This is a genomic window from Hoeflea sp. TYP-13 (genome assembly GCF_040932035.1).
In the GTDB taxonomy this organism is placed as follows: domain Bacteria; phylum Pseudomonadota; class Alphaproteobacteria; order Rhizobiales; family Rhizobiaceae; genus Hoeflea_A.
Window position 1 is genome coordinate 1969273 of sequence record NZ_JBFRBB010000001.1, and the last position, 26664, is coordinate 1995936.

A 26664-nucleotide genomic window follows, 5' to 3' on the forward strand; every position below is an offset into this window, starting at 1 on the left:
ATGGATTGGGTCAACGCGATCATTCAAGGCATCCTGCTCGGCGGTCTCTACGCGCTGTTTGCGGCCGGCCTGTCGCTCATCTTTGGGGTCATGCGGCTGGTCAACATTGCCCATGGCGATCTGATTGTGCTTGCAGCATTTCTCGGCCTGACGGTGACAACGACACTCGGTATCAATCCACTCTTGTCCATAGTGATCGTCGCGCCTGTCATGGGTTTGATCGGATACGCCCTGCAGCGGCTGGTACTGAACCGGACCCTCGGTGACGATATCCTTCCGCCCTTGCTCGTCACCTTCGGCCTTTCGGTCATCATCCAGAATGGTCTTCTGGAACTCTATAGCGCCGACCCGCAGAAGATGAGCGCCGGGGCCATCGAAACGGCAAGTGTCGGACTGCCGGGCGGTCTGAACATCGGTGTCCTGCCGATGCTCATGTTCGCGACCGCGATAGTCGTCATCGGCGGGCTTCAGTGGATATTCTACCGATCTGCCTGGGGCAGGGCCTTTCGCGCCACCTCCGACAATCAGGATATCGCCCAGCTGATGGGGCTCAACAAAAGCCATGTCTTCGGATTGGCGATGGCACTGGCGCTCGTTGTCGTGGCGATTGCCGGTATCTTCCTCGGTGTTCGAACCAGTTTCGACCCGTCCGCCGGCCCCGGCCGCCTGATCTTCGGTTTTGAGGCTGTCATCATCGGCGGGCTCGGCAATCTGTGGGGCACGCTTGTCGGCGGTATCATACTTGGCGTCTGTCAGAACATCGGCGCGCAGATCAATCCGGGCTGGCAGCTGCTGGCCGGGCACATCGCCTTTCTGGTGATCCTGGCCATTCGCCCGCGCGGACTTTTCCCGAGGATTGACGGATGAGCGCTTCACAACAATACGCAGTCGTCCGGTTTTCACCCGCAAGCCGCATCGCGGCGGTCGTCGCGGTCCTGGTCCTGATCGCCCTTGCCTGTGCGCCGTGGTGGGCGGGAAGGGCCGACATGCGACTCTTGAGCGAATTGTTCCTCTATATGGCACTCGCCAGCCTTTGGAATCTGCTTGCCGGCTATGCAGGCCTCGTCTCCGTCGGCCAGCAGGCCTTTGTCGGCTTCGGCGGCTATTGCCTGTTAGCCCTGACCATATTCTTCGGCTTCTCGCCGTTGATTGCGATCCCGATTGCCGGCATTGCCGGGGCGCTCGTCTCCATTCCGGTGGCGGTTTTGATCTTCCGGCTGCGCGGCGCCTATTTTGCCATCGGTACCTGGGTGATTGCCGAGGTCTTCCGCCTCACAGCGGCGCAGATTTCCGCCCTTGGCGGCGGGTCCGGGACCAGCCTGCCGGTCACGGTGGTCAAGTCCATCGCCGCCAGCCGAGCCATGCGCGAGGCGACGACCTACTGGATGGCGCTAGGGATTGTTGTCCTGGTGCTGGCGCTCGTCTGCGTTCTGCTGCGCTCGCGCCGTGGTGTGGCCTTGACGGCCATTCGCGACAACGAACTTGCCTCGCAAAGCCTTGGCATCGACATCTGGCGCGCGAAGTTCTTTGTCTATGTCGTCACGGGCGCCCTGACGGCCGCTGTCGGCGCGCTGATCTTCCTGCAGAAACTGCGCATATCGCCGGATGCCGCGTTCAGCGTCAACGACTGGACGGCCTTTGTCATCTTCATCGTGGTTATCGGCGGGATCGGCACCATCGAGGGGCCGATCATCGGCACCATCATCTTCTTCCTGCTGCGTGAAACGCTCGCCGACCTCGGCGCGCTTTACCTGATGATCCTCGGCCTCGTCGCCATTGTCATCATGCTGCACGCGCCGAAGGGAATCTGGGGCTACGTGCGCGAAAAGACCGATCTCGACCTCTTTGCGCTGTCACGCCGTGTGGTTGTCCGGGGAGCCAGCCAGCAGCCGGAGAATATCGAAAACAAGGAGAATGCGCATGAGCCGCAGGCAACGTAAAACCATCATCACCTGTGCGGTCACCGGCGCCATTCATACGCCGACCATGTCGGATGCGTTGCCGTATCGCCCGGAGGATATTGCCGACCAGGCGGTCGCAGCGGCCGAGGCCGGTGCATCCATATTGCATCTCCATGCCCGCAATCCGGAAAATGGGTCCGTCTCGATCGACCCGGAGCACTTCAAGCGCTTCCTGCCCGTCATCAAGCAGGCGACCAATGCGGTCATCAACGTATCGACCGGCGGCAGCCTGCTGAACACGATGGAAGAACGCATCGCCCCGGCCAAATGGGCTTCGCCCGAAATGTGCTCCCTCAATATGGGTTCGATGAATTTCTCGATGCATCCGCTTGCGGACAAGTACGACGACTGGAAATTCGACTGGGAAGAAGACTACCTGCGCAATTCGGACGGCTATATCTTCCGCAACACGTTTGCCGACATCGCTTATGTGGCCGATCAGCTCGGCCAGGGGCACGGCGTCAAGTTCGAGCACGAATGCTACGATGTCGGCCATCTCTACAATCTCAAGTTCTGCATGGACAGCGGTCTCTTCAAGCCGCCCGTCTTTATCCAGTTTGTCTTCGGCATCCTTGGCGGAATCGGACCCGACATCGACAATCTGATCTTCATGAAGCGGACAGCGGACCGCCTGTTTGGCGACAATTACCAGTGGTCTGTCCTCGGCGCAGGAGCCGCGCAGATGCCATTCGCAACCACCGCGACGCAGCTTGGCGGCAATGTGCGCGTCGGGCTCGAGGACAGCCTGATGATCGGGCGCGGCAAGCTCGCCAAGTCCAATGCGGAGCAGGTCGCAAAGATCCGCCGCCTTGTCGGGGAGCTGGGTTGCGAGGTCGCCACGCCGGACGAGGCGCGGGAAATGCTGAACCTGAAAGGAGCGGACCGCACCACATTCTAGTTTTAAAATCAAAAGGGAGGAGTGACATGAATATTTCGATCAAAGGCGTTGTTCTGACAGCCGGATTGGCAATTGCCGCTGGTCTCGGCACCATCCAGGTTACGGAGGCAAAAACGCGCCTTGTGGTGAACTGTTTCTGGCCACCACAGCATTTTGTCTGCCAGAAGGCTCTGCCAAACTGGATCGCGGAGGTCGAGCGTGTCACGGACGGACGGGTGACCGGCATCATTCCTCCAAAATCCGTTGCAGCGCCGCCGGAGCAACTGGCTGCTGTCGAAAAGGGCATTGCCGATGTCTCGGTGCAGTTCAACGGGTTGATCCAGAATCGGGTAACCGGGCCGCTTGTTGCCATGAACCCCTTCATTTCGACGGATGACCCAGTCGCAATGTCGACCGCTTTGTGGGAGACCAACCAGAAGTTCTTCCCCGACGAATTCGACAGTGTCCATCTTCTGTCTCAGTGGGTGATTTCAGCCGGGGAACTTTATAGCCAGACGGACACACCCGTGAACTCGATGGACGAGCTGAAATCGCGCAAGATATGGGCATTGCCCGGTACGCTCGCCGCGATCATGAAGAACATCGGTGCGGGTGTCGTTGCCACACCGGCGGTCAAGTCAAACGAGATTATCTCGCGCGGCGTTGTCGATGCGCATATCGGGCTCGATCCGCAAGGGGTCCGTGCCTTCCAGCTGATGCCCTACACAAAGTCGATGACGAAGTTCTCGGAAAACATCTACACGACCAGCTTTTCGCTGATCATCAACAACGACAAATGGGCAGAAATCTCGGAAGAGGACCGTGCGGCAATTACCGAGGTAAGCGGGGAAGCATTTGCCCGTATGGCCGCGGGTTTGTGGCGGGAATCCACCCTGTCAGCACTCGGGACGTTTGAGGAAAAGGGCCTGACGATCGTACCGGCCGATCCCGCGTTCGAAAAGGCATTGAAGGAAGCGTCCGAATTTGCCACCGCCGCATGGATCGAAAAGGCGAAGGCCGCCGGGATCGACGGGCAGGGCGCCTATGACTTCTATACCGCCCGTGTACAGGAACTGTCCAAATAGGGATCTGCCGCCGGCTCGAGCAAGCGCTTGAGCCGGGCGGATCGGAAAAGGAAGGCAGCAATGGAAAAGCTCGCCCGGTCGATACTCGCTCCCATTTTATCGGTACTGGAGTGGATATCGGCAATCCTGATATTTGTCATGATGGTTCTGACATTCGCCGATGTCGTTGGCCGATATCTGTTCAAGGCACCCATATTCGGCGCGGCGGAAATGATCCAGTTCCTGCTGGCCATGACCATTTTTGCCGGTCTCAGCCTTGTCAATGCCCATGACGATCACATCACTGTCGAACTGTTCGAAGAGCGCATCAGACAAAGGATTCCACGACTGCACCGGTTTTTAATCCAGGGGTTTTCAGTCGTCGCAATGGCTTTAATCGCCTGGCAGCTGGCGGAATATGCAGTCGAGGCGCAGGAGCGAAATTCGGTGACGGTCGTGCTCGAATGGCCGCTTTCCATTGTTGCCGGTGCCGTGGCCGGGTTTTCGTTCATAAGCCTGATTGCGCAGTTATTGGGGCTGGCGCTTCCCGACAGGCGCGAGCCCGGCACGCCCGTGGAGGACGGTCTATGATTACTGCGCTTAGCGGGTTCGCGGTTCTTATTGCGCTGTGCTTCTTTGGTTTCCGGGTTGGGTTCGCCACTTTCCTGGTTGGCGTTGTCGGTTTTGCCCTGCAACGCGGCTGGACGGCGTCGCTCGCTATGGCCGGTCAGCAGATCATCGACGATGCCATGAACTATAATTTCAGCGTCATCCCGCTGTTCATTCTCATGGGCGTCTTTATCTACCGCGCCAACATCAGCCGCGATCTCTATGACGCTGCCTATGCCGGTCTCGGGCAGCTGCGCGGCGGGCTGGCGCTTTCTACCGTCGCTGCCTGCGCCGGATTTTCGGCCGTCTGCGGATCGTCTCTAGCTACGGCGGCAACCATGACCAAGGTGGCCATGCCGCCGATGCGCAAATACCGCTACTCGGACAGTCTCGCCACCGGAACGATTGCCGCCGGCGGCACGCTCGGCATCATGATCCCGCCATCCGTTCCGCTGGTCATCTACGGGATCGTTGCCGAACAGGATATCGGGCAGCTTTTCATGGCGGGCATTCTGCCGGGGCTGTTGTTGATCCTGCTCTTCTTTGTGGCAATCACCGCGACGGTCTGGATCAATCCCGAAGCCGGGCCGGCGGGCCAGCCGCTTTCAGCGGAGCGCAAGCGCGAAGCCCTGAAAGCGGTCTGGCCGGTCATCGGGCTGTTCATCGTGGTTCTGGGCGGCATCTATGGCAGCGTCTTCACGCCGACCGAGGCCGCGGGCATCGGAGCGTTTTGCGCGGCGATCATCGCAATCTCGCGTGGCTATCTTCGCAGGATCTCCGAATGGAAAGACTGCCTGGTCGAAGCGGCCAAGACCACGGCGACACTGTTCATGGTCATTTTCGGCGCACTCGTCTTCGCACAGTTCATCAACCTTTCCGGCATGCCATACGATCTGCTCGACATTATCGATGAGCTGCAACTCAACCCATGGCAACTGGTGCTGGCAATCGCACTCATCGCCGTCGTGATGGGCATGATTTTCGAATCGATCGGCATATTGCTTTTGCTTGTGCCGGTGTTCCTGCCGTCGCTCTATGCCTCCGGGGTCGACATGATCTGGTTCGGTATCGTGGTGGTGCTGGTTACGGAACTCGGGTTGATCACGCCGCCCATCGGCATGAATGTGTTTGTCGTGAAATCGGTCATGCCGGATACGCAGCTTGCGCAGATATTCCGCGGCGTTGTCCCGTTCATCTTTGCCATGGTCGCCGGACTGGTATTGGTCTTTTCGGTGCCGGGTATTGCAACAACTCTGCCCGCTATGATGCGGTGAGGTAGCTATGTCCAAGATCAAGAATATCCTTTTCATCATGGCCGACCAGCTGCGCTGGGACCATCTGTCCTGCTACGGCCACCCGCATCTGGAAACGCCGAACGTAGACGGTTTAGCGAAGCGTGGCGTCCGGTTCGATCGTGCCTATGTTCAGTCGCCGGTCTGCGGTCCGTCACGGGCTTCCTGTTATACGGGGCGGACCGTCTTCAGTCACGGTGCAACCTGGAACCGAGTGCCGCTTCCCATCGGCGAATTGACCCTCGGCGACTATCTGCGGCCGGTCGGCGTTCGCACGGCCGTGGTCGGCAAGACCCATATGATACCGGATGCGGAGGGCATGGCCCGTCTGGGGCTCAATCAGGACACGGAAATCGGCATGATCGTGTCGGAACCCGGATTTGAGCCCTATGAGCGAGACGATGGTCTTCACCCGACGCCGCTGCTTAAAAGAAAGGGCGATAATCTTGCCTATAACGACTGGCTGAAGTCGAAGGGATATGTCGGCGAAAACCCCTGGAACGATTACGCCAATGCCGCCGAAGGCCCGGACGGTGAAGTGCTGTCGGGCTGGTATCTCCGCAACTCGAAACTGCCCGCGCGCGTCAGGGAGGAGCATTCCGAAACCGTCTACATGACCAACCGCGCGCTGGAATTCATGGAGGAAAGCGGTGACCGGCCCTGGTGCCTGCACCTGTCCTATATCAAGCCGCACTGGCCCTATATGGCGCCGGCGCCCTACCACAACATGTACGGGTCGAACACATTTCTGCCCGTCCAGCGCGACCCGAGTGAAAAGGTGGACCCGAATCCGGTCTATGGCGCCTTCATGGATATGGAGGTCAGCCGGAGCTTTTCCGAACCCGAGACCCGTGAAACGGTGATGCCTGCCTATATGGGCCTTATCAAACAGATCGACGACCAGCTTGGCCGGGTCTTTGCCTATCTGGAAGAGACGGGCAAAGCCGATGAGACCATGATCGTCTTTACCTCCGATCACGGCGATTATCTCGGCGATCACTGGATGGGCGAAAAGGAACTTTTCCACGAGGTTTCGGTGCGCGTGCCGCTGATCATCTCCGACCCGAGATCCGCTGCCGACAGCACAAGGGGCACGGTCAGCGATGCGCTGGTGGAAGCCATTGATCTGGTTCCGACATTCCTGGAAGCCACCGGTGCGCCGTTGGCCGATCACCGCCTTGAAGGCGCCTCCCTGATGCCGCTGTTGAGTGGAGAAACCCCGAAGAACTGGCGCCAGTCGGTGTTTTCGGAGATCGATTACGCCTTCTATCAGGCTCGCAACACTTTAAAGGTCGGCGTAGACGACGCGCGCGGCTACATGATCCGCACCGACCGGTGGAAATACGTCCATTTCAAGGGCTTCCCGCCGCAGCTCTTTGACCTGTTGAACGATCCGGACGAGTTCCACGATCTCGGGCGATCGGCTGAACACCAGGAGGTTCGCGCGGATTTGAAGGAAATCCTGTTCGATCGGCTCATCGACCGCAAAAACCGGACCACCATGTCGAAGGAGGGGGTTGCAGTTCTCAGGCGCGACGAAGACGAAATCGGCATTCTGATCGGAAAATGGTAGGGTAAACGCCCGTCGCCTTTGACGTTGTGGACAAAACTGCTAGGCAGTTTGCAACGTGGAAACGATGCAAGGCAGCGAGGTGGCGAATGCTTATTCGGGTGGATGATTTGCGCGGTCCGGAGATTGCCACTCTGTTGCAGGTGCATCTCGACCATATGAGGGGATTGTCGCCGCCTGAAAGCACCCACGCACTTGATCTGGATGGGTTGCGGACGCCTGATGTTACCTTCTGGACCGCGTGGCGTGATGATTTGCTTGTGGGATGCGGTGCGCTCAAGGAACTGGATGCCCATCACGGAGAGATCAAATCCATGCATACGGCGCTTGCCGCGCGCGGGCAGGGCGTAGCCGCGGCTATCCTCAAGACGATCATGGATGAAGCCGAACAGCGCGCCTACAGGCGGCTTAGCCTCGAAACCGGTTCGATGGATGGGTTCAGGGCTGCCCACCGGCTTTATGAGCGTTTTGGATTTTCAGCCTGTGCACCTTTTGGCGATTACGTCGAAGATCCCAACAGCATCTTCATGACGTTTGAAATCGGGTAACAGGTCGCGCTAAACCTATTATTATATAAATATTACAGATAGTTATTTACGTTATCGGATTCACTTCGAGAGTTTCGGTTTCATCGCATGATACGATTCAAGAGCGGCAGCGATCGTGCCCGCACGGTCGCTTTTGTAGTGCTCCGGCGTGCCTGGTGGGGCGTCCGTTTCCGGATCGAACTCTGCACCCCATGCGCCCAGTTCGAGCACGGCGCCCATGAGCGCTTCCCCCTTTGACGTTGCCTGATAAACGAATTGCCGCCGATCGTGCGGATCTTTGATTTTTTCAATGATGCCGAGCGCCGCAAGCCGGGAGAGCCTTTCGCTCAGGATGTTGGACGCAATGTTTTCTTCCGCTTCCATCAGTTCTCGGAAGCGGAACTTTCCATTGAGGAGGATGTCGCGCATGACGATCAGGCTCCAGCGGTCACCGACGGCCTCCAGTGCAAAATTGACCGGGCAGTGGGAGCGCAAGGGGATTTCGTTTTCGGCCATGGATATCGCATTCAAGTCATAAATATTTCGCTTGCATTTCACAAGTGAACAGATTTTACTTGTGAAATGCAAGCGAAAAATGAGGCGACCATGACAGAGCCAGATAAAATGAGAACGCTGACGGGCGGGTGTGCCTGCGGCGCAGTCCGTTACGAAACGCCCGGAGACTGGGAGTTCTCCTTTCAGTGCCATTGCCGCAAATGTCAGCGCGCAACCGGGACCGGGCACGCGCCCGCCTTTGCGGTAAGCCGCGCGGAAACACGCTTGCATGGCCCGATCAAACATTATGAGCATGTTGCCGACACCGGCGCACGCACAAAAACCGGTTTTTGTCCCGAATGCGGTTCGCCGATCGTCTCGAGTACCGAACGCTTTCCGGAACGCATCTATCTGCTGGCGGCAACACTCGACGACCCGACTGTTTTCAGGCCGCAATTTGCTGTTTTTGAAAGCGAAGCACAGCCTTGGGATACTGTGCCGCCGGAACTGCGTGGATAGGCGATCGATACCGCACTGGCTGAACGGCGTCACGCGGACGCGGCTGTCGTAGCGGCCAAAAGAACCGCGAGCACGACAATTACTGCCTGGCCGACGACGCCATCGACCCAATTCGACGCCCGACGGCATTTCCGTACGGTCCGAAACAGAATTTTGCGCAAGATTGTCTCCCGTCTGGGTTGGCGCGCCCTTGGCCATTCCTGCCCATTCAATCGGGTCGAAAATGTGTCGATCGACAAATTGCCGCAGCCTTGCGGGGCAGTTTTCCGTACCCGGCATTGCTGCTCGTATATGAGGGGTCCGCGGTTGCAAAATCACGCCGGGTACACGACACTGGCCGCTGTGCCGCCCGGCGGCCATAAATTTGTTCAGCAAGGAACCGAGGAATGCTCAATCAGGGCTGGCAAAACGCCTTTACGGCCTCCGTGCTGGCCTTTTTGATACTGGTCGTCATTCCCAAAGCCTGTGGCGGCGAGGTTGACGAAGATGCGGCTGAATCTGCCGAGTGTTTCATTCTGTGGGATGGTCGTGAATACGCGATCGACTGCAGCGAAAATGAAGCAGCGCAAAATGAAGAGGACGGGACGGACCCGGCCGAACTGTAGCACCGGTGTTCCGGGTTCCCGTGTTGACGCGCGAATAATCCAATCTAACCTCACAAATGAATGAGACCGACCTAACGAACTTGAGGAGGAATGCGGGTGAGCGAATTCCATGAGGGAGGCTGCGTGTGCGGGAGTGTCCGCTACCGGGCGAAGGGCAGTCCGAAAAGGGTAAGTGCCTGTTCTTGCGAATGGTGCAGAAAACGCACCGGCAGCGCGCTTGGCGTGTCGGTTTATTTTGAAGAGGAAAATGTCGAGTTCCTGCAGGGAAGTCTAAAAACACACCGCCTGATTTCGGATGCCGGCCGCTGGATCGACAGTCAGTTCTGTAAGAATTGCGGCACGGCGCTTACCTGGACGCTCGAATTTCTTCCCGGCTACCGGGGGCTTGCCGGCGGGACTTTCGACGAGCCTTCATCCTGGTTCAAACCGGAGCGTTACGTTTTTGCCCGCACCAAGCCCGATTGGCTCAAAATACCGGATGGCGTGAAGGTTTTTGACGGCATGCCGGGTTCGGCAAGGGAATAAGTCCACGCCCGAGATAAAGCAGGAGGTGAATACATGGAACTGTTGCTCCGTTCGCGAAACAAGACTGTTTTCGCGCCGGCCATCGCTATGATGATAGCAATGACATCGCCGCTGCAGGCCGCGAGTTTCGATTGCGCCAAGGCAACGACCGCAGATGAGAAGGCAATCTGTTCCAATGCGGACCTTTCGGCGCTTGATTCAGAGATGGCAGGTCTCTGGTATGGTTACAAGGCAATGCCGCTTTTGATGGGTGCAAGCGGCAATCGCCGGGACGAGGCGCAGGCGTTCCTTAAGTCCCGTGCGTCTTGCGGCTCGGACACGGCCTGTCTGACGAAACTTTACAATGGGCGCATCGCTACATTGCAGCAGAACATCGACTGGGCGGTCAAAAACTATTGCAACAATTAGCGCGCCCGCTAGTTCGGGATGGCGAGGTTTTTGAGAACGGCAAGGGCCGGAACGTCGTTCTGGCCGTCTATGGTGAGCAGCAGGTCAATTGTAGCGGCTTCTGGCGGCCGATCTCCCAGAACGGCAATGCCCTCCAGTTTTTCACCGGAGTATGGACGCTTCAACCGGGCGATTTCCACGGGCTCATTTTTCGAGGCCGGGTCCCAGATCCATATATGTGGTTTTAGCGGCCGATTGCCTGCAACTGCCGACCCCGTAAGGAACCATGTACCCGGCTGAGATCTGATGAATTATATGCGCCCAACAGGCAAGTGATGCCGTGCGCCCGTCGGAAAGCTACCCTTCAGAATAAAGGGGCCACACACACTTCGGGCCCAAAATTCCCCAGCCTTGAGGATATTGAACGGCAGTTTCACTATGGTTTCTCAATTCAAGTGTCATGGCTGATCACAGGCCATTTCATCTTTTCGGGGTATCACTGCTTCCCAAAACCGAGACGGTGTTGATTGCAGGGATGTCCCAGGCCTCGGCGATTAATCCCTCGACGATGCGCCACACCACGACGGCATCAAGAGCCACGGATTGCGCGTCAAGAGTCATTGTGTCCCGGACGTGAACGATGACGAATTCATCACCCATAGCGGTAATGGATAAAGGTTCAACATTGAATGTACCAGCCGTCTTGCCGGCCAACTTTCTGAAAAAGGACTTAAGGCCATCAAGGCCATGATAATCCCCCTCCAGGTCGGGAAGTTCAGTATTGAAGTAGTGCCACACAAAATCCTGCGAGAAGAGGTTTTCTGCGCTGCCAAGATCGCGAAGGTCGAGCTTCTTCAGCACTGAGATATTTGGATGGTCTGTTGTCATACTCTTCCTGTCATTCTGATCGCGTTGGCGATACTATCGTTTGCGCCAAAATCATGAGACGGAACCACGACAAGTCCGGGTAGGCTTTTGCAAAGTCTTCGGATTTTGTTATAGGTTTTTCTCAATGCAACAACATCACCTGTTCCAGGAAATTGATTTCTTTCCAGCAGTTGAGCCTCGTAAGTGACGTCTCCAACAAGAAGAATGGGTTTCCACCCATCCTGTCGGATCAACATCGACAATGAGCCGGGCGTGTGGCCGGGGGTCGGCAATAAAAGCATCGATCCATCACCAGCAACATCAAAAGTTCCCTCAAAATCAGCAAAGAGCGGATCAAAAGAGGGCTGGAACCGTATGGGCCTCCATTTGGCTCCCGGTATTTTGATATGCTCTCGCAGTATCCATTCGCGTTCGGGACGAGGCTCTGACAATTGTACCCACTCCTGCTCGCTGACTAATATGTCGGCCTGCGGTATGTGCGAAATGCCTCCAACATGATCGAAGTGGAGGTGCGAGATGACGGCGGTTTTTATATTTTTCGGATCAATTGATAAGCGCTTAAGGCAATGATCAAGTCTATCTTCTTCTGTGATATGCCAACGAAAGATTCGTTGCAGTAAGAAGCGGCCAATCCATTGAGAGATGTAACCCGGGTTCGTAACGATTGCCGGATCAATCCCGGTATCAAACAGGATCGGTCCGTCTCGATGATCGATCAAGAAATAGTTGATGGGGAGCTTCACCCAACTTCGGGAGGTCAGGGCCCACAACAATCTTGGCTTCCAACTACCATAACGATGCTCTTTATGCTGCTCTGCCCACCCGGAACTTAAGACCCGGATGGAGCGGATAGCGACACCTACACTGGAAATTTCATTCTGCTGGGACTCTGCCATTTTACAAAATACCGCCGCCGCAGCCACGATCTCTCATGACAAACTATTTTGACATTGGGTGACAGCATTGACGCAGATCAATACCGGTTAAGCATGTTCAGTGCAACAATATCGCTTTCATCAGTATGCGATTGATCACGATCAAAGTGTGTATCACTCCACGTGTACTTGTCTTGCACTTAAATGCAAAACAAACGGGCGATGCAGGGGAAGTTCAAAATGGTCGACAGCAACAAAACTCATTGGGACGCCATCGTCATCGGTTCGGGTATGGGCGGCATGGCCGCCGCTGCGGCTTTGAGCCGTGTTGGTCATAAGGTGGCGCTGCTCGAGCAGCACCAAACACTCGGCGGCTTGACGCACAGCTTCTCCCGTGACGGCTTCACCTGGGACGTGGGCGTACACTACCTGAGCGAAATGGCTCCGGGAGACCGCGCTCGTGCTCTTCTTGACTGGTTGTCTGATACGCCCATCGATTTCGCGCCATTGGGATCGGTCTACGACACACTGCATATAGGATCGGCCGAACCGCTGTCGCTCTCCCGCCCCTATGAGGCGCAGGAAAGGGACCTAAAGGACCGCTATCCCGATCAGGCCGTAGCGATTGAGGCCTGGATCCGCGCGATGCGGTCGGGCTACGAGGCGATGTACAAGATCTTTCAGACCCGTGCGATGCCGGAGATCGCGGGTGATATGCTCGATTGGTGGAACCGTCGTACCATCTCGAAATGGTGTGCTCGCACGACCAAGGAAGTCATCGACGAGCTTACAGACAACCCGGAGCTTGCCGCTGTAATGGCAGCGCAATGGGGTGATCATGGTGGACGCCCAAGCAAAGCCAGCTTCGCGATGCATGCCCTGATAGCGGGGGCATATCTACCGAGTGGGTCCTGGTATCCGGTCGGTGGTGCCGCTGCCTATGCCAATCACATCATCCCGACCATAACCAAACATGGAGGTGAAGTCCGCGCGGGCGTCCGTGTCGAAGGTCTACTATTTGACGGCGACACCGTTGTGGGTGTCCGGACCGATGATGGCGATGAGATTCGCGCGAACGCTGTGATTTCGGATATCGGTGCGCGGGAGACAATCGACACCCTCTTGCCCGAGGATTGCAAACACCAGGATTGGATGGCACAGATCCGTGCGCTGCCCTCTAGCATAGCGCATTTTAACCTATTCCTTGGTTTCGAAGGCGATATCGAGGCCGCAGGCGCGACCAAGGCAAATCATTGGTTCTTTCCGACGGGGAAAGCTGATGTGCTCTGGTCAAATGCCCCGGACGAAGTACCGCCCCACATGACGGTGTCCTTCGGTTCGCTCAAGAACCCGGCGCATGACCCCGGCCAGCGCCAGAAACACATGGGCCAAGCGATATTCTGGGCAGACTGGTCCACCGTCGCCCAATGGGCGGACTGTCCCGCCGGGGCCCGAGGCGACGACTATGCCGACTTCAAACGCCGGGCTGAAGACACGCTGATGGCTCAGTTCGAGCGCCACTTTCCCGACCTCGCCAAATTGGTGGTCCATCGGGAATTGGCGACGCCTTTGTCCACCGTGACCTATACCGGGCATCGCAAGGGCGCGTTCTACGGGCTCGACGTCACACCGAAACGTGTCTTGTGCGACGGGCTCAGGGCGAAAACGCCGGTCCCGGGGCTCTACATAGCGGGCCAGGACGTGGCGAGCCCTGGCATACCCGGTGCAATGTGGGGCGGCCTGCTGTCAGCCGCCAGCTTCGATCCGAAAGTGTTTCGTCACTTCCAGGGATAAGACGGACCTTTCATTCCGCTCATTCCGCGTCGATCAATTCGAATTTAGATAAAAGGATCGGCATGCATTGGAAGCAAGAGAAAGGACTACGCAAGGAGTAGCGGCCGATGCAACGTGCTGCTGTGAACCCGTGGGATTTGTCTCTGAAGCTGGGCTTCAATCGGGCCGAAGTGATTAAGGATACAACGCGCCAGATGTTGACGAGGCATTGAAGAGCTTCGATCTTCTGGGAATTACCAGAGCTGCACCCATGAAGAACCACCCGAGCAAACGCAGCATTTCAGGCGCCTTTCGTACTGTCTTAGATCCGTTGTTACGGTCGCAGACCAACGGGATGTGTTCAAGACAGTTCGAAAATCATCAGGCGGCAGACAGAAAGTCCACGACGGCACTGTTGAACCGGCCCGGATTCTCCATGAACATGAAATGGCTGCCGCCCTCGGACTTCGGAATCAGCTCAAGACGAGCTCCCGCAATCTGCTCAGTTATCCACACCAGCGAAGAGATCGGATGGGGGCTTGCCTCGCCGGCGACGACAAGCGTGGGAAGGCGGATCGTCAGTATAAAAGAACGCCAGTCCTGAAGGCAGTTGTTCTCGAGCAGATCAGCCGCATGATTGCGCGGCAATTTCAGGTTCTCAGCGGCAATCTCAAGCAGCTTGTTTTCGTCAATGGACGCGGTGAACATGGGCCGGAGGATTTCGGCGTGGAGCGCGGGCGTGTCTGCCGAGCGGATTGCGGATTTGAAATCGGCAACATCTTGCAACGATGCAAGAACGCTACCTGCATTTTCTCGCTCGGTGTCGGTCCAGTCGGGCCGTGCCAGCAAAGCCGGCGGTTCATCGGCAAGAACCAGTCGCTGCGGTGGCCGTTCGTTCTGGAAAAGCATCAGATAGGCGAAAATAACCGACACCCCCAACGAATGACCCAAAAAGTCGAAGTCTTCGATGTCGAGAGTGGTGATGACATCGTGAAGATCCTTGGCGAGCCTGAAAATCCGGTATCCGTTTTGCGCCTTGCCGGATTCGCCGTGGCCCCTCTGGTCGAGCGCGATGACCTTTCTGATGCGGCAGAACGCCTCAATCTGCGCCGAAAATCCACTTGCGGTTTGTGACCAGCCGGGCAGCATGACCAGAGGTCTTCCGCTTCCGCCTTCAAGATAGCTTATAGTTACGCCGTCGTTTGTCGTTGCTGATTTTCTTTGAATCGCCATTGGGCGATTTTGATCAGTTGAGATATCAAATGCAACCTCAGTTGGCAGCACTGAATAGAGGCAACTTTCTGTTTCAAATTCTATGCAGAAAATTGGGCGTAGTATCGTGAAGGATGGCTGTGGACTTGTCCTGTTGGCCAGCAGGCAGATATCGCCGGGTGGGGATCAGGCGCGGTAATCCCGGTTTGGCGCCAATTCGGTTTCGAATTCCTGCCTGCTGACCAATTTTGCCGATCTGAACAGTCGGCGTATTTCGAATGATTCCCCCTCGATTTGTGCTAAATCGCTTGGATATGCCCGGCTATATAGCGGAGTGCGCCAAAACGTCCATCCCGACATTTCGCAATCACCAACCCAAGCTCGAAAATCCACAGCCCGCTTCGGCGCCTGCAATTTTGTACCGCCTTGTGATTATTGCCGTTATTGCTGACGGCCGGAATGATTGCGCGGCAAACTACCGCATAAATTGCGGAAGGTATGGCTTTGCGTTTCTATATGATTTATTGCAGACTCCGCGCAAAGATTGAGGGTCCAGCAAGGCTTGGTTGTGGCAACGGCAAATCAGAAAGCAAGCCCCGGCACGGCGACAGGGGGGAAAAAGAAACAGGCAGTGGTGGTTATTCATGGAATGGGAGAGCAGATCCCCATGGATACCCTGCGCGGCTTCGTGGACACCACCTGGGTGACCGACGAGAGCCTGATATCCAGGTCGCGGCCCGACTCAAACAATGGCCAGCAGCGCATTGAAAATCCTGTCTGGGACAAGCCGGACCGGCGCAACCGTAGTTTTGAACTGCGGCGCATCACCACCGAGGAAGCGAGCAGCGGTGCGCGGACGGATTTTTATGAGTTCTATTGGGCGCATCTGATGTACGGAACGACATGGGAGCATCTGAAGGCCTGGGTCGCGGACCTGCTTTGGCGCTCTCCGAAACGTGTCCCGTCGGATGTTTTTAATGCCTGGATTGCGCTGTGGGTCGTGTCGGTTGCAGCGGGTCTGGTGTTGCTGGCTTCGCTTCTGCCGATATCAGATATGCGTCAGTGCCTGGCCGGTGAATGCGACGAAACCGCCTGTGACGTATCGCGGCTTTGCTGGAGCTGGATCGGCCCGCTTGGCGGCGCGATCGGATCGATTGCCGTTGGCATTGTGGTCAATGTCTACCTGCTCAAATATTTTGGCGATGTTGCACGTTATGTGAAAGCTGCGCCGCTCAATGTGGCGCGGCGCCAGGAAATCCGTGAGAAGGGCGTTGAACTCCTGGAAACGCTGATGGGCGTGCGTGATTTCGATCCGGATAAACACAGGAATGGCGCTGCTTATCCCAAATGGGACACCGAATATGATCGCATCATCGTGGTATCGCACTCGCTTGGAACCATGATTGCCTACGACATCCTGAAGGCCACCTTTGCGCGGATGAACCGCTACCTCAACAAAGGCAAGCAGGCTCGAAAAAAGCAGCCGCACCGCCACAATCTTGAAAAACTGTTGCAGGAGGCGATCGAAAAATCCGGGATGCTGGACATAAACGAATATCGCCGGCTTCAGAACCTGGCCTGGCAGGAACTCAAGGAAGACGGTAATCCGTGGCTGGTCAGCGATTTCATCACTCTTGGCTCGCCGCTCACCCATGCTGAGTTTCTGCTGGCCCATGACGAGGAAGATCTTCGCGCGCAGCAGGAGAAGCGCATCCTGCCAACCTGTCCTCCAGCGCTTGAATGGGATGCGAAAACCAAACACCAGCATTTTTCTTACCAACACGGGTCGAATTCCACGAGCGGCGAATATTTCCGCTATCCGCATCACGCAGCGCATTTTGCCTTCACGCGCTGGACCAACATTTATTCGAAAAGCAAGAACATCCTGTGGGGCGACATAATCTCCGGTCCGCTGGCTTACCAATTCAATCTCTCGACGCCGGTCACAAAATTGCAGGGAATATTGGATATACCGGTCCTTCCGGAACAGGATTTCGAAGGGCACGCCAAGGGATCCGTGCCGTTCTTCACACATACAAAATACTGGGACATGACCGTTCGCACCGGCCCGAACGACAGCTGGGCGGTTCCCTACCACATTCACAAACTGCGTGAAGCCATCAACCTTCTCGACAAATAAACACGCGAGGCCGCAGCCTAGTCGCGCGCCTTGTTGATAAATCCGTTGGCAAGAGTGAATTCGATGTCCGAGCGGATCTGCTCGAAGGTCTCGTCATTGTCGATAAGATTTTCGGTGCGCAGGGTAATCAGACCGTGCAGCGCCGCCCAAAAGACATGGTTGAGCCGGTCAGGCGGCAGATTGAGCATGCCATCCGCAGCCGCTTTTTGCATTGGGATTTCAGCGACGGCCCGGTTAGCCTCGATTGCTTTCATGTGTTCGGGCGAGGGGGGCTCATCCGGTCGGATAGGCGTAAATACCAGCTTGTAAACGGCAGGATTATCAAGCCCGAACCGAACATAGGCCTCTCCAATCAGACGCAATTGCTCGACGTAATTTTCAGATGGTGCGCCGGCCGCGGCTTCAAGTGAAGCTGCGGTCAATTTGCTCAGTCCGGCAATGCGCATCGCATCGACAAGCTCTGCCTTGTCCTTGAAATAGAGATAAGGTGTTTGCCGGCTTACGCCTGCCTCTTCGGCCAATCGCCGGACCGTCAGGGCTGCCAGTCCCTCGGTTTCCAAAATGCACAATGCGTGATCTATGAGCGTTGTCCGCTTCTCATCGATCTCTTCGCTGGAGAGCTGTCTGCTCAAATTATACTCCGCAATTTTTACGATTGACAATGTCAATTGACGGTGTCAATTATAGTACAGCATGAAACGACGAACGGCAAGATCAGTGTATTTGCGCGGCGTTTCGTGACTTCTGACGGCAGGCTCCGATGCGGGAATTGTACAAAAGCCGTTATATAAATCAGACAGTTGTTTAGCGGCAGAGCACGATAGGGGCATGCGCAAAATGCGTGAGTTGGAAAGCCAGGCAATTGAAGACCCGGATACGTCGATGAAATCCGACAAGCCGGAAAATGTCTTTCTGAAGGGATCGCTGACAGTCGTGTTCGCAAAGACTGCGACACCCATTATCCTGATCATGCTCGTCAACGGCTTGTTCAACCTGGTCGATGCCTGGTTTCTGGGTGTGTTCGTTGGACCCGAGGCTCTGACGGCGGTCACACTGATGTTTCCGCTCTTCATGATGCTGATTGCAATGGCGACCGTTGTAAGTAACGGCTTTTCGTCTGTTATGGCCCGCTTGCTCGGCGCGGGTGAGCCGCCTGGAATATTGGGCAACGCATTCGTGGGAGCGCTTCTGCTTTCGCTGATTTTCTCTGCACTCCTGATCACCGGGTTCCTGACGATCGGCGACAACCTGATCGTGTTGGTCTCAAACGGTTCCGAAACTCTGGCTCGGATGGGCTATGTCTACATTGCTGTCCTGGTTATTTTGTCGCCGATAACCTTCGTTGAAATGCTGATGTTCGACTTGTTGCGCTGTGAGGGAAGGGTGGCCTTCATGACCATGGCGTCAATGTCGACAATATTGCTCAACGTGATCTTCAACTACGTGTTTATCGTCAATCTGGATATGGGGGTTGCCGGATCCGCTTACGGAACGATTGCGGCGCAATCAGTGGCACTTGTCACCGTGCTGATCTACAGAATTTTTGCCCCGTCGGTGCTTGGGTTCGGCGCGCTCGCCTTCAAGAAAATGATTGGTCATTGGCGGGATTATCTTGCACTCGGAATTCCCCCGAGCCTCGGATATTTGGGCGTTTCCCTGTCGTCTGCCGCTGTTATTTACAGCCTGCAACTATGGAGCGGCGGGGACTATGAAGCCACGGTTGGCGCCTATGGCATCACCACACGGCTGATGACGTTTTTCTATCTGCCTCTGCTGGGGCTGGCCATGGCATTCCAGACAGTCATCGGCAATAATTTTGGAGCCAAGCACTGGCCCCGTACGGATGCGAGTATACGGTTGGCTGTCCTTTTCGCCTTTATCTATTGCGTTGCAGCCGAAATCGGCTTCCTCACATTTGCCGATGTCATCGGCTACGGTTTCGTCGAAGACGCAGCAATTGCCCGTGAAACCGGGCGCATCCTGCCCTTTATGGTCGTGCTCTTCTTCCTCTTTGGTCCGTCCATGATGCTGGCCAGCTATTTCCAGGCCACAGGCGATGCCAAGCGCTCTGCGGCAATGAACCTGTCGCGCACCTATATGTTTGCCTTGCCGCTGACATTCGCACTGCCCCTGGCTCTTGGCGAGACCGGTATCTGGATTGCCGGGCCAGTTGCCGAGTTGCTGATGCTGGCAATGGCGATATATCTGCTGGTTCAAATGCGCCGCATACACGGTTTGCGCTGGGGTTTGTTCCGCGCCTGAACCAGCCGAGTAAAGGCGGTGGCCGGTTATCAGCCTTAAGGTGTTGGCAGATCAAATCAGTCCCAGTTCCTTCCGAAGCGCACGGGTCAGCTTGCCGGCGACGATTATATGCGCCGCTCCGATATAACTGCGCAGATCGTCGTCGCTCATTGCTTCCGGACTTTCGATCTGCACCCATTTCGCGCGGGCGAGATAAGGGGCCGGAACGATGCCGTCCAGCTCGCACAGTATCGTGTAGGCAAGGTCTGTGCATTTGAAGCTGATACGCTGGTGGGGCCCTTCGCCCCATTGCGAGCATATGGCAAATATCTTGCCGCCGACCTTCCAAACGGAAGCGCCGCCCCATTGCACGACATGTGTGGTTGCCCTCAGCGAGCCGCAATATTTATCGAATCCGGATCTGTCCACCGCCACTTTCCTCATGCTGGCGGGCGCAAGTCTGTTCGAGTCGCGCGCGTTTTGGAAGACCATGGCGACAACTAACCGACTGTTCCTGAAATATCAGATTAAAAAACAGATGTAATAAATTGAATCAATTTCTAAAAGTCAAACAATAATACCAAAGTACCTGTCGAATTTCATGGCTGAATGACTACCTGTGCTCTACCAGGTGCTCAAGCACGGGAATTTGCCTGATGGAGTTTCCGGTGACTGGATATGGCAACCAATTCCGGGGCGTTGGGGCGGCATTGCCTGGGTGAAAAAAGAGGACCTTCAGGATGCTCATGCGGATCGCTTATCCAACTGTAATCATTCTCATAATTATTGCGTATTCGGTCGAGGCCTTTGCAGATCAGCAAGGGCAGCGCAGATATCTGCCGGAGGGCGCGGTTGATGCGCAAACGCTGATCGGGCCGCCGCCGGAACGCGGATCGGCCGAACACAAGACACAAATGGACATTGTGCTCTGGTTGCAAGAGACGCGAACACCGCAACAGGTTGCCTTTGCCGAAAAAACCCTGAACCTGGAACGCTTCGCGCCCATCATCAGTACATCCCTTGTCGGTGTTGACGGAAAGGCCCTGAAAGAAACGCTTGACGGGGTCATATCCGAAGTGCGCATGGATTACGACGCGCTCAAAGGCGTGTATGACGAACCGAGGCCCTTCCAGATTGATGATCGCGTGCGGCCGGTAGGTGACGCACGGCCCGTTGCTGCCTATCCAAGCGGGCATTCGATCCGGGCAACCGTATATGGAACGCTGCTATCCGGAATCTTTCCCGAGCACGAAGCCGATCTCATGGAACTGGCCAATCAGGTTGGATATGGAAGGGTGATCGCCGGTGCCCATTATCCGGTGGATGTGACCGCCGGGCAGAAGCTCGGAGCGGCCTACGCGGATATCGTTGCCCGGCAACCCGCCTATATCGAAGCGGTGAAGCTGATTACCGGTTAAGCATCGTAGCTTACGCTTCACTCTTGCCGGTTGATGTCAAAACGACACCCGCAACGATCAACAACGCGCCGATCACGGTGGTGGCAGATAGTTGCTCGCCAAGAAACAGGGCGGCGTTGATGAAAGTGAATATGACCGACAGTGTGAACATCAGCGCCGCTGAAATAGCAGACACACGCGCCGCCGCCTCGTACCACAGATAGTAGGCGAGAGCCGTCGGCAGCAGTCCGAGAAGGATCAGGAAGACTAGATCGTTCGTTGTTGCCGACACGGGATAGAATAACATCAGCGGTGTCAGGATTACCGCTGAACAGATGAAGACGTTGAACAGGAAATTGAGGCGCTCCGCCGTGTCGGACGAAGCGCGAAGGGCGCGGCTGCTGCCGATGATGAAACCGGCCCAGCTCAAACCTGCCAGGATTTCCAGCACGTCACCTGCGAACCCCTCTCCACCCAATTCCAGGTCCTGCAAAACTGTCAGAAAGACACCGGCAACGGCGATTGTTGCCGCCAGCAGATCTCTCGGCTTGATTTTTTCCCCGGCGAAAAACAGCAAAATCAGCAGCACGAAGAAGGGTGCAGTGTTTTCCAGCATCATCGCATTCGAGGCGCTGGTGTGTTCAAGCCCGATGTGAAAGCAGATGTAGTTTATCACCGTCGAGACGACTGCGATCTGGAGGTTTTGGTCAGACAATTTGAAAGACACGGCAAAGCGCAGTGCTTTCATGAGGGCGAACAACGCAATTGCCGCAATATAAAGCCGCAGCGCGGCGATGGTGATTCCGTGCATGTCGGCGGTAAGGTAGCGTACGATCACACTGTGCGTTCCCCAGAAGAATGCGGCCAAGAGCCCAAACAACAGGGGTTTTCCTCGATGTTCGACCTGCAAACGGCACCCCCTGATCCGACAACGGATAGAATATCCGATTGCCATGAAAGCAGGTCCGGGCGGTATTGTCATCCGCCCGGATTCAACCGTCCTACCGAATGCGGATCAGGGGCGCTTTCGGCCTGCCTGCTCATCGAGGACCTTGCAGCATTCCTCGGCGGAAACCTGCCTTTCCAGCAATTCCCGCATCAAGGCCGTTTGCGAATTCGGCGCCAGGCCGCCCACAGGCAGATCGTTGTCGAGGTTGGTTGGAAACGGATACCCCTCCGCACAGGCCGCTATCGCGCAGGCGATTTCATCACCGGACAGGCTTTGTGTCCGTTGAGCTTCAAGCAGCACAGGATAGAGCAACTGGCTCATGCGCGTCCGATCGACCGCTTCTATGGCGCGCCCAAATGCGGACGACACCTGGAGCAGGTTGGCCATGCGGTAGATGTCTTTGGAAATATTCGGCCCGGCAGCGTGCATGAGCGCCGGATTGAAGAAGACCGCATCTCCCTTTTCCAGCGGAAGCTGCACGTGATGTTCACGGAACCAGTCCTGGTATTCATCCCGGCCAAAGGCGACATAACCCTCCAGAAAAATCTGCGAATAGGGCAGGAACAGTGTCGGACCGCTTTCGACGGGCATGTCGCAATGCGCAACGGCACCCTGAAGGGTCAAAACCGGTGACAGGCGATGAACATGGGTTGGAAACTGCCGCAGGCGCTCTGCAGTCATGAACCCGAGATGATAATCACGGTGCGCCGTCTGAGCCGCTCCACCCGGATTGACCCGATTGACTTGAGCGGTCACCTGATAACCGTCACCAAGCCAGGCCCGGCTTACCAGGCCGATAGCAACATTGCCGAAGTACCGGGCGAAATTCTCCGGAGATGCGATGCAGTGTTTTTCCGCGGCATTCCAGATCCGGTCATTGGCACCGGGTTTGGCAAAATGATCGCCGCCGCCCTCATTCGTGCGGCGTTGCTCGGTGATGATTGCCTCAAAAGTGGCCGAGGCTTCGTCGATGACCGATTTGTCTTGTATGGCATGGCGAATGACGATCACACCGGGGCCGGACAGGAATACTTCGACCCATTCTGCCATCAATTCCAGGCGGTTCTCGGGTGACTGCGCCAGCTTCCGAACCGCGTCACCATCATAAATAAGCACGTTATTCACTACGGCCGAAGCAAACGGCCAGTCATCCTTTTGTGCAGTCTGCCCAACGAGCGCCTTGAAGGCCTCGAAATCGCCGCTGCCCGCTTTCATCCATGTCTGCCTGGACCGTTCGGCGATGATGGTTCGCTGATCCATAGGTCTCTCCCTCGAACTGTGTTGTTGTGCACCCAGTTTAGGAAGAAACCATGCGAAATAAATCTGGAAATCACCTCAAAAACACCTCAGTATGGTAAAATGAAACCAGATTATCCGATGAAAGAAATCGCTTATCAGGCGGGTGTCAGCCTCGCGACTGTCGACCGGGTTCTGCATGGGCGCGGTGGTGTCCGGGCATCAACGGTGGACCGCGTCCGCGCTGCAATCGGCGAGCTTCAGCGACAAACTGAAACGGCTTTGCAGTCGGGAAGGCGCTTCACGATCGACGTTGTGATGGAAGCGCCGCAACGTTTTTCAGGATCGGTGCAAAAGGCATTTGAAGCTGAAATGCCTGCCATGCGGCCCGCGACTTTCCGCTGCCGGTTCCACCTTGCCGAGACGATGGAAGAAAGCGAAATCTGTGCAATTCTTGCGAAAATCCGAAAACGCGGCAGCCACGGTGTTGTATTGAAAGCTCCGAATTCCGCCGAGATCACCGCATCTGTCGGGCGTTTGACACGCAAGGGGATTCCCGTCGTAACATTGGTGACGGATATTCCTGACTCGGGACGATTGGCCTATGTCGGGCTGGACAATCGCGAAGCTGGCAGAACTGCCGCATATTTCATACTGGGATTCCTGAAAGGCGGGGCAGGACCTGTTCTGGTATCTCTTTCCAGCACCAGCTTTTTCGGCGAGAAGGAGCGGGAGCAGGGATTTCGTGAGGTGCTTGCACAATCCGCAAATCCGATCGATACCGTGAGTATCAGCGAGGGATTCGGTAAGGACCGAACAACGGGTGCCCAGGTTGCCGGGCTGATCAAGCGTTATCCGGACATTTGTGCGATATATTCAATCGGCGGCGGAAACCGCGCGATCGCCAATGCCTTCAAGGCGGCAGGCAAAGGTTACAGCGTGTTTGTCGGGCATGATCTGGATCGGGACAATATCGACCTTTTGCGGCAAAACCGGCTGTCGCTTGTTATCCATCATGACCTACGCCAGGACGCCCGATCCGCCTGTCAGCTTATCCTTAGACATCAACGTCTTTTGCCTGCGTCATTCGATGTCGCGCCGTCAACGATCGGTATCGCTACGCCATTCAATCTTCCTGTTGCGGTCTGATATCTGCCGAATGACGCTCAAGGATCGGATGAAACAGTTCCAGACTTCGGCAGGGGATAGCGCCTTGCCAGGAATAAAGTGTGGCCTATCCTGACAGTACCGAGCAGGAAAGGAATCCGACAATGTCCATCAGCCACGAAAGAGATATTGAACTCCTTCGCCGCACAATCGAAATTGCCCGTGAGTCCCGCGCGGGCGGCAACCACCCCTTTGGCGCTTTGCTTGCGGGGCCGGACGGCGAAATACTGATGGAAGCAGAGAACACCTGCGGCACGCTCAGCGACCGGACCGGCCATGCCGAACGAAACCTGATGACCGAGGCCTCAAAGCTCTACGATGACGCGTTTCTTGCCGGTTGCACCATGTACACAAGCGCGGAGCCGTGCGCCATGTGCTCCGGCTCGGTCTATTGGGTCGGCGTAGGGCGCGTCGTATACGGGCTGAGTGAAAAGGCACTGAAGGACCTCATCGGTCCGGACCCAGAAAACCTGACAATGGATCTGCCATGCCGCAATGTCTTTGCGGCCGGACAGAGAACCGTTGAAGTTGTGGGGCCATTGATCGAAGATGAGGCGCGTCCTGTTCATGACGGTTTCTGGGTGTCTTCGTAACGGACAATTAAAGCGGTGAACCCGCCGATCCATCGCATGGCCGTGCGGCGGAAAGATAGGGCGCCGGAATGCCTTCCGCCTCGAATGACCTCTTGAAGGCAGGGCGTACCTCAAGGCCGCGCATCATCGACAGCAGCGCCGGATATTCAATGGGATTGAAAGCCGCGGGCGTTTCCGTCGGATAAAGCTGCGGCCAGCGCAGGCACAGAGCTGCGTATATGTCGACGATGGAGGGATCGTTGCCGAGCAGGTATGGTCCGTCAAGCTCCGCATAGAGGTTCTCAAGAACCTGGAACCGCTCGCGGAGCCGATCACGCGTTATCCGAGAGTGCACAGACTGAAGCTCAACATCCGGGCCGACGAATTTTTCCGGATAGAAGAGCTGCCGCAAATCCGGGTGAAGCGTGTTGGAGAGGAAAAACAGCCATTTGAGGAATTGGGGGCGATCTTGTGATTGCGGCGCCGGCGCCAGCATTTCGTGCCTGTCGGCTAGGGTGAGCAATATCGCTGCTGTTTCAAATACCGGTTTGTCGTCAATTATACATACAGGGATGAGGCCGTTCGGATTTAATTTGCGGTAAGCCTCGCCTTTCTGCTCCCCGGACCTGCGGTCAACCAGCCAGGTGTTGTAATGCGCGCCTATTTCCTCAAGCACTATCCGAACCACCAGAGATGCGTTGTCCGGCGCATAGTAGAGCGTATACAAAAGGCCGTTCCCTTTGTGCGTTGGGTTAAAAGCCAACATTGCCACAACAAACGGCCTGCGCGAAACAATGTTCGCGCCTTTACCGGCTTTGCAAACGACAACATCCGGGACGGGCCTGTTCGGGTTCAGTCTTGAAGACACTCAACGCATCGAATATTCATGAATTATGGATAAGAAAAATGCGCTCGGTGCCTTTGCGGCGCTTTCCCAGGAAACCCGGTTGGATGTTTTAAGATTGCTTATCAAGGCTGGCGAGAACGGCATGTTGTCAGGCGAGATCGGTGCGGAGCTTGAGGTCCGGCAAAACACAATGTCCACCAATCTGTCGATACTGCTCAACGCCGGCCTGATCCGCAACAAGAGGCAGGGCAGGAGCGTACGGTACTACGCCGACATTGAAGGCATTCGCGGCCTCTTGGGCTTTCTGATGGATGATTGCTGCGGCGGCCGTCCGGAACTGTGCCGGCCATTGTTTGATGAAATTGCCGGCGCCTGCTGAGAAAGACCGCCGCAACGATGTGCGGCATCAAACTTGGGAAAGCCGCGCAGAAAAGACAAGCCTAGTCCTTCACGATAGGGAACCAGATTTCGATGCCGCCAACGCCGGTTTCAGGGTTGAAGGTCTCATCATATCGTTCGAAATCAGGCGTATCGGCAGCCTCATATCCGGAGTAGGGATACCAGTCGTCCCAGATGCCCTCCCATGTCCTTTGAACCGTCGACACATGGCCTTCATGGGTAAACACTGCATAAGTCTGGTCAGGGAGCCGCAACCGGTCGAGCTCCGGCGGAAGTCCGGCGAAATCGCTGACCTCAATGCCGCACATATATTCGGAGTTTCCAAATTCGTCGCTGCTGCAGACAAGGCCATAGGCAACCGAGCCGACCCGGTTGCGCAAGCTGTCGAAATAGGGAGTTAAACGTCGCCATTGCCGCGGAATGCCGTTCGCAGTCTGACCCGGCCTGTAAGCCTGCCGGAAGCCGGCAACGAGCAACGCTCTGCCTTTTTTGATACTTGGCCGTGGCAATGTCGTCGTAGTCACATCAAGGCTCCTT

Annotated in this window: 30 protein-coding genes; 19 read left to right on the top strand and 11 right to left on the bottom strand. The window is 56.2% G+C overall.

Translation table 11 applies throughout. The features are described from left to right. The 8 genes from ABVT35_RS09425 (at window position 1) to ABVT35_RS09460 (ending at window position 7921) form a co-directional block, all read left to right on the top strand. On the top strand, window positions 1-867 hold the full coding sequence (locus ABVT35_RS09425) for a branched-chain amino acid ABC transporter permease (RefSeq protein WP_368466067.1): 867 nt from the start codon (window positions 1-3) through the stop codon (window positions 865-867). Next, window positions 864-1940: a branched-chain amino acid ABC transporter permease gene (locus tag ABVT35_RS09430; RefSeq protein WP_368466068.1), complete on the top strand. Its 1077-nt coding sequence runs from the start codon at window positions 864-866 to the stop codon at window positions 1938-1940. Before ABVT35_RS09425 ends, ABVT35_RS09430 begins: the two co-directional genes overlap by 4 nt. After that, window positions 1921-2859 carry a 3-keto-5-aminohexanoate cleavage protein gene (locus ABVT35_RS09435; protein WP_368466069.1) on the top strand — a complete coding sequence of 313 codons (939 nt, stop codon included), beginning with the start codon at window positions 1921-1923 and terminating at the stop codon, window positions 2857-2859. Before ABVT35_RS09430 ends, ABVT35_RS09435 begins: the two co-directional genes overlap by 20 nt. 26 nt (window positions 2860-2885) lie before the next feature. Next, complete coding sequence (dctP, locus tag ABVT35_RS09440) at window positions 2886-3923, top strand: TRAP transporter substrate-binding protein DctP (protein ID WP_368466070.1); 1038 nt, start codon at window positions 2886-2888, stop codon at window positions 3921-3923. A gap of 60 nt (window positions 3924-3983) precedes the next feature. Continuing rightward, window positions 3984-4493: a TRAP transporter small permease gene (locus tag ABVT35_RS09445; RefSeq protein WP_368466071.1), complete on the top strand. Its 510-nt coding sequence runs from the start codon at window positions 3984-3986 to the stop codon at window positions 4491-4493. After that, complete coding sequence (locus tag ABVT35_RS09450; protein ID WP_368466072.1) at window positions 4490-5785, top strand: TRAP transporter large permease; 1296 nt, start codon at window positions 4490-4492, stop codon at window positions 5783-5785. Before ABVT35_RS09445 ends, ABVT35_RS09450 begins: the two co-directional genes overlap by 4 nt. A gap of 7 nt (window positions 5786-5792) precedes the next feature. Next, a complete protein-coding gene (locus ABVT35_RS09455; protein WP_368466073.1) occupies window positions 5793-7376 on the top strand; it encodes an alkaline phosphatase family protein in 1584 nt (527 codons plus the stop codon). Between the two features lie 86 nt (window positions 7377-7462). After that, window positions 7463-7921 carry a GNAT family N-acetyltransferase gene (locus tag ABVT35_RS09460; protein WP_368466074.1) on the top strand — a complete coding sequence of 153 codons (459 nt, stop codon included), beginning with the start codon at window positions 7463-7465 and terminating at the stop codon, window positions 7919-7921. 60 nt (window positions 7922-7981) lie between these two features. On the opposite strand, the gene ABVT35_RS09465 is transcribed toward ABVT35_RS09460, so the two are convergent. Beyond that, window positions 7982-8608 carry a winged helix-turn-helix transcriptional regulator gene (locus tag ABVT35_RS09465; RefSeq protein WP_368466075.1) on the bottom strand — a complete coding sequence of 209 codons (627 nt, stop codon included), beginning with the start codon at window positions 8606-8608 and terminating at the stop codon, window positions 7982-7984. Between ABVT35_RS09465 and ABVT35_RS09470 the strand changes: the two genes are divergently transcribed. The 4 genes from ABVT35_RS09470 (at window position 8525) to ABVT35_RS09485 (ending at window position 10452) form a co-directional block, all read left to right on the top strand. Further along, a complete protein-coding gene (locus ABVT35_RS09470) occupies window positions 8525-8914 on the top strand; it encodes a GFA family protein (RefSeq protein WP_368466076.1) in 390 nt (129 codons plus the stop codon). The genes ABVT35_RS09465 and ABVT35_RS09470 overlap by 84 nt on opposite strands. Window positions 8915-9300: 386 nt before the next feature. After that, window positions 9301-9519, top strand: a complete 219-nt coding sequence (locus ABVT35_RS09475; RefSeq protein ID WP_368466077.1) for a hypothetical protein — start codon at window positions 9301-9303, stop codon at window positions 9517-9519. Window positions 9520-9615: 96 nt separating this feature from the next. Continuing rightward, a complete protein-coding gene (locus ABVT35_RS09480; RefSeq protein ID WP_368466078.1) occupies window positions 9616-10044 on the top strand; it encodes a GFA family protein in 429 nt (142 codons plus the stop codon). 33 nt (window positions 10045-10077) lie between these two features. Continuing rightward, window positions 10078-10452 (top strand): lysozyme inhibitor LprI family protein, encoded by a 375-nt coding sequence (locus tag ABVT35_RS09485; RefSeq protein WP_368466080.1) that lies wholly within the window; start codon window positions 10078-10080, stop codon window positions 10450-10452. A gap of 8 nt (window positions 10453-10460) precedes the next feature. On the opposite strand, the gene ABVT35_RS09490 is transcribed toward ABVT35_RS09485, so the two are convergent. The 3 genes from ABVT35_RS09490 to ABVT35_RS09500 all read right to left on the bottom strand — a co-directional run bounded on the left by ABVT35_RS09490 (window position 10461) and on the right by ABVT35_RS09500 (window position 12242). Beyond that, window positions 10461-10616, bottom strand: a complete 156-nt coding sequence (locus tag ABVT35_RS09490) for a hypothetical protein (RefSeq protein ID WP_368466081.1) — start codon at window positions 10614-10616, stop codon at window positions 10461-10463. A 295-nt stretch (window positions 10617-10911) separates the two neighbouring features. Continuing rightward, complete coding sequence (locus tag ABVT35_RS09495; RefSeq protein WP_368466082.1) at window positions 10912-11319, bottom strand: nuclear transport factor 2 family protein; 408 nt, start codon at window positions 11317-11319, stop codon at window positions 10912-10914. Beyond that, window positions 11316-12242, bottom strand: a complete 927-nt coding sequence (locus ABVT35_RS09500) for an N-acyl homoserine lactonase family protein (protein WP_368466083.1) — start codon at window positions 12240-12242, stop codon at window positions 11316-11318. The genes ABVT35_RS09495 and ABVT35_RS09500 overlap by 4 nt, the downstream gene beginning before the upstream one ends. Window positions 12243-12434: 192 nt before the next feature. Here ABVT35_RS09500 and ABVT35_RS09505 point away from each other — a divergent pair, with 192 nt between their 5' ends. Beyond that, window positions 12435-13988, top strand: a complete 1554-nt coding sequence (locus tag ABVT35_RS09505; protein ID WP_368466084.1) for a phytoene desaturase family protein — start codon at window positions 12435-12437, stop codon at window positions 13986-13988. A gap of 360 nt (window positions 13989-14348) precedes the next feature. Here the strand turns inward: ABVT35_RS09505 and ABVT35_RS09510 are convergent, their stop codons facing one another. After that, complete coding sequence (locus ABVT35_RS09510) at window positions 14349-15200, bottom strand: alpha/beta fold hydrolase (protein ID WP_368466085.1); 852 nt, start codon at window positions 15198-15200, stop codon at window positions 14349-14351. Window positions 15201-15846: 646 nt separating this feature from the next. Between ABVT35_RS09510 and ABVT35_RS09515 the strand changes: the two genes are divergently transcribed. After that, window positions 15847-17319 carry a hypothetical protein gene (locus ABVT35_RS09515; RefSeq protein ID WP_368466086.1) on the top strand — a complete coding sequence of 491 codons (1473 nt, stop codon included), beginning with the start codon at window positions 15847-15849 and terminating at the stop codon, window positions 17317-17319. 17 nt (window positions 17320-17336) lie between these two features. Here the strand turns inward: ABVT35_RS09515 and ABVT35_RS09520 are convergent, their stop codons facing one another. Then, on the bottom strand, window positions 17337-17951 hold the full coding sequence (locus tag ABVT35_RS09520) for a TetR/AcrR family transcriptional regulator (RefSeq protein ID WP_368466087.1): 615 nt from the start codon (window positions 17949-17951) through the stop codon (window positions 17337-17339). Window positions 17952-18156: 205 nt separating this feature from the next. Here ABVT35_RS09520 and ABVT35_RS09525 point away from each other — a divergent pair, with 205 nt between their 5' ends. After that, window positions 18157-19581, top strand: coding sequence for an MATE family efflux transporter (locus ABVT35_RS09525; RefSeq protein WP_368466088.1), 1425 nt, complete (start codon window positions 18157-18159; stop codon window positions 19579-19581). Between the two features lie 51 nt (window positions 19582-19632). On the opposite strand, the gene ABVT35_RS09530 is transcribed toward ABVT35_RS09525, so the two are convergent. Continuing rightward, entirely contained in the window at window positions 19633-19989 is a 357-nt protein-coding gene (locus ABVT35_RS09530) for an MmcQ/YjbR family DNA-binding protein (RefSeq protein WP_368466089.1), read from the bottom strand. A gap of 317 nt (window positions 19990-20306) precedes the next feature. Here ABVT35_RS09530 and ABVT35_RS09535 point away from each other — a divergent pair, with 317 nt between their 5' ends. After that, window positions 20307-20978: a phosphatase PAP2 family protein gene (locus ABVT35_RS09535; protein ID WP_368466090.1), complete on the top strand. Its 672-nt coding sequence runs from the start codon at window positions 20307-20309 to the stop codon at window positions 20976-20978. 10 nt (window positions 20979-20988) lie between these two features. Here the strand turns inward: ABVT35_RS09535 and ABVT35_RS09540 are convergent, their stop codons facing one another. Next, window positions 20989-21837: a DMT family transporter gene (locus tag ABVT35_RS09540; protein WP_368466091.1), complete on the bottom strand. Its 849-nt coding sequence runs from the start codon at window positions 21835-21837 to the stop codon at window positions 20989-20991. Window positions 21838-21972: 135 nt separating this feature from the next. Beyond that, window positions 21973-23166 (bottom strand): phytanoyl-CoA dioxygenase family protein, encoded by a 1194-nt coding sequence (locus ABVT35_RS09545; protein WP_368466092.1) that lies wholly within the window; start codon window positions 23164-23166, stop codon window positions 21973-21975. Between the two features lie 99 nt (window positions 23167-23265). Here ABVT35_RS09545 and ABVT35_RS09550 point away from each other — a divergent pair, with 99 nt between their 5' ends. Both ABVT35_RS09550 and ABVT35_RS09555 read left to right on the top strand, forming a co-directional pair. After that, window positions 23266-24291 (top strand): LacI family DNA-binding transcriptional regulator, encoded by a 1026-nt coding sequence (locus tag ABVT35_RS09550; protein WP_368466094.1) that lies wholly within the window; start codon window positions 23266-23268, stop codon window positions 24289-24291. 122 nt (window positions 24292-24413) lie between these two features. Continuing rightward, window positions 24414-24902, top strand: a complete 489-nt coding sequence (locus ABVT35_RS09555) for a nucleoside deaminase (RefSeq protein ID WP_368466095.1) — start codon at window positions 24414-24416, stop codon at window positions 24900-24902. 7 nt (window positions 24903-24909) lie between these two features. On the opposite strand, the gene ABVT35_RS09560 is transcribed toward ABVT35_RS09555, so the two are convergent. Beyond that, the gene (locus ABVT35_RS09560) at window positions 24910-25608 is read right to left on the bottom strand and encodes a glutathione S-transferase family protein (RefSeq protein WP_368466096.1); all 699 of its coding nucleotides are present in this window, start codon (window positions 25606-25608) and stop codon (window positions 24910-24912) included. A gap of 166 nt (window positions 25609-25774) precedes the next feature. On the opposite strand from ABVT35_RS09560, the gene ABVT35_RS09565 reads away from it, so the two are divergent. Continuing rightward, window positions 25775-26107 carry an ArsR/SmtB family transcription factor gene (locus ABVT35_RS09565; RefSeq protein WP_368466097.1) on the top strand — a complete coding sequence of 111 codons (333 nt, stop codon included), beginning with the start codon at window positions 25775-25777 and terminating at the stop codon, window positions 26105-26107. 61 nt (window positions 26108-26168) lie between these two features. Here ABVT35_RS09565 and ABVT35_RS09570 read toward each other — a convergent pair whose 3' ends face one another. After that, entirely contained in the window at window positions 26169-26651 is a 483-nt protein-coding gene (locus tag ABVT35_RS09570; protein ID WP_368466098.1) for a GyrI-like domain-containing protein, read from the bottom strand. Window positions 26652-26664 lie beyond the last annotated feature (13 nt).

Coding starts and splice junctions, on each gene's coding strand:
- dctP (WP_368466070.1), top strand. CDS start 2,886: ATGAATATTTCGATCAAAGGCGTTGTTCTGACAGCCGGATTGGCAATT.
- ABVT35_RS09455 (WP_368466073.1), top strand. CDS start 5,793: ATGTCCAAGATCAAGAATATCCTTTTCATCATGGCCGACCAGCTGCGC.
- ABVT35_RS09505 (WP_368466084.1), top strand. CDS start 12,435: ATGGTCGACAGCAACAAAACTCATTGGGACGCCATCGTCATCGGTTCG.
- ABVT35_RS09450 (WP_368466072.1), top strand. CDS start 4,490: ATGATTACTGCGCTTAGCGGGTTCGCGGTTCTTATTGCGCTGTGCTTC.
- ABVT35_RS09565 (WP_368466097.1), top strand. CDS start 25,775: ATGGATAAGAAAAATGCGCTCGGTGCCTTTGCGGCGCTTTCCCAGGAA.
- ABVT35_RS09510 (WP_368466085.1), bottom strand. CDS start 15,200: ATGGCGATTCAAAGAAAATCAGCAACGACAAACGACGGCGTAACTATA.
- ABVT35_RS09545 (WP_368466092.1), bottom strand. CDS start 23,166: ATGGATCAGCGAACCATCATCGCCGAACGGTCCAGGCAGACATGGATG.
- ABVT35_RS09515 (WP_368466086.1), top strand. CDS start 15,847: ATGGATACCCTGCGCGGCTTCGTGGACACCACCTGGGTGACCGACGAG.
- ABVT35_RS09475 (WP_368466077.1), top strand. CDS start 9,301: ATGCTCAATCAGGGCTGGCAAAACGCCTTTACGGCCTCCGTGCTGGCC.
- ABVT35_RS09485 (WP_368466080.1), top strand. CDS start 10,078: ATGGAACTGTTGCTCCGTTCGCGAAACAAGACTGTTTTCGCGCCGGCC.
- ABVT35_RS09425 (WP_368466067.1), top strand. CDS start 1: ATGGATTGGGTCAACGCGATCATTCAAGGCATCCTGCTCGGCGGTCTC.
- ABVT35_RS09445 (WP_368466071.1), top strand. CDS start 3,984: ATGGAAAAGCTCGCCCGGTCGATACTCGCTCCCATTTTATCGGTACTG.
- ABVT35_RS09525 (WP_368466088.1), top strand. CDS start 18,157: ATGCGTGAGTTGGAAAGCCAGGCAATTGAAGACCCGGATACGTCGATG.
- ABVT35_RS09550 (WP_368466094.1), top strand. CDS start 23,266: ATGAAACCAGATTATCCGATGAAAGAAATCGCTTATCAGGCGGGTGTC.
- ABVT35_RS09430 (WP_368466068.1), top strand. CDS start 864: ATGAGCGCTTCACAACAATACGCAGTCGTCCGGTTTTCACCCGCAAGC.
- ABVT35_RS09460 (WP_368466074.1), top strand. CDS start 7,463: ATGCTTATTCGGGTGGATGATTTGCGCGGTCCGGAGATTGCCACTCTG.
- ABVT35_RS09465 (WP_368466075.1), bottom strand. CDS start 8,608: ATGGCACTGAAAGGAGAACTCCCAGTCTCCGGGCGTTTCGTAACGGAC.
- ABVT35_RS09435 (WP_368466069.1), top strand. CDS start 1,921: ATGAGCCGCAGGCAACGTAAAACCATCATCACCTGTGCGGTCACCGGC.
- ABVT35_RS09555 (WP_368466095.1), top strand. CDS start 24,414: ATGTCCATCAGCCACGAAAGAGATATTGAACTCCTTCGCCGCACAATC.
- ABVT35_RS09495 (WP_368466082.1), bottom strand. CDS start 11,319: ATGACAACAGACCATCCAAATATCTCAGTGCTGAAGAAGCTCGACCTT.
- ABVT35_RS09470 (WP_368466076.1), top strand. CDS start 8,525: ATGAGAACGCTGACGGGCGGGTGTGCCTGCGGCGCAGTCCGTTACGAA.
- ABVT35_RS09535 (WP_368466090.1), top strand. CDS start 20,307: ATGCGGATCGCTTATCCAACTGTAATCATTCTCATAATTATTGCGTAT.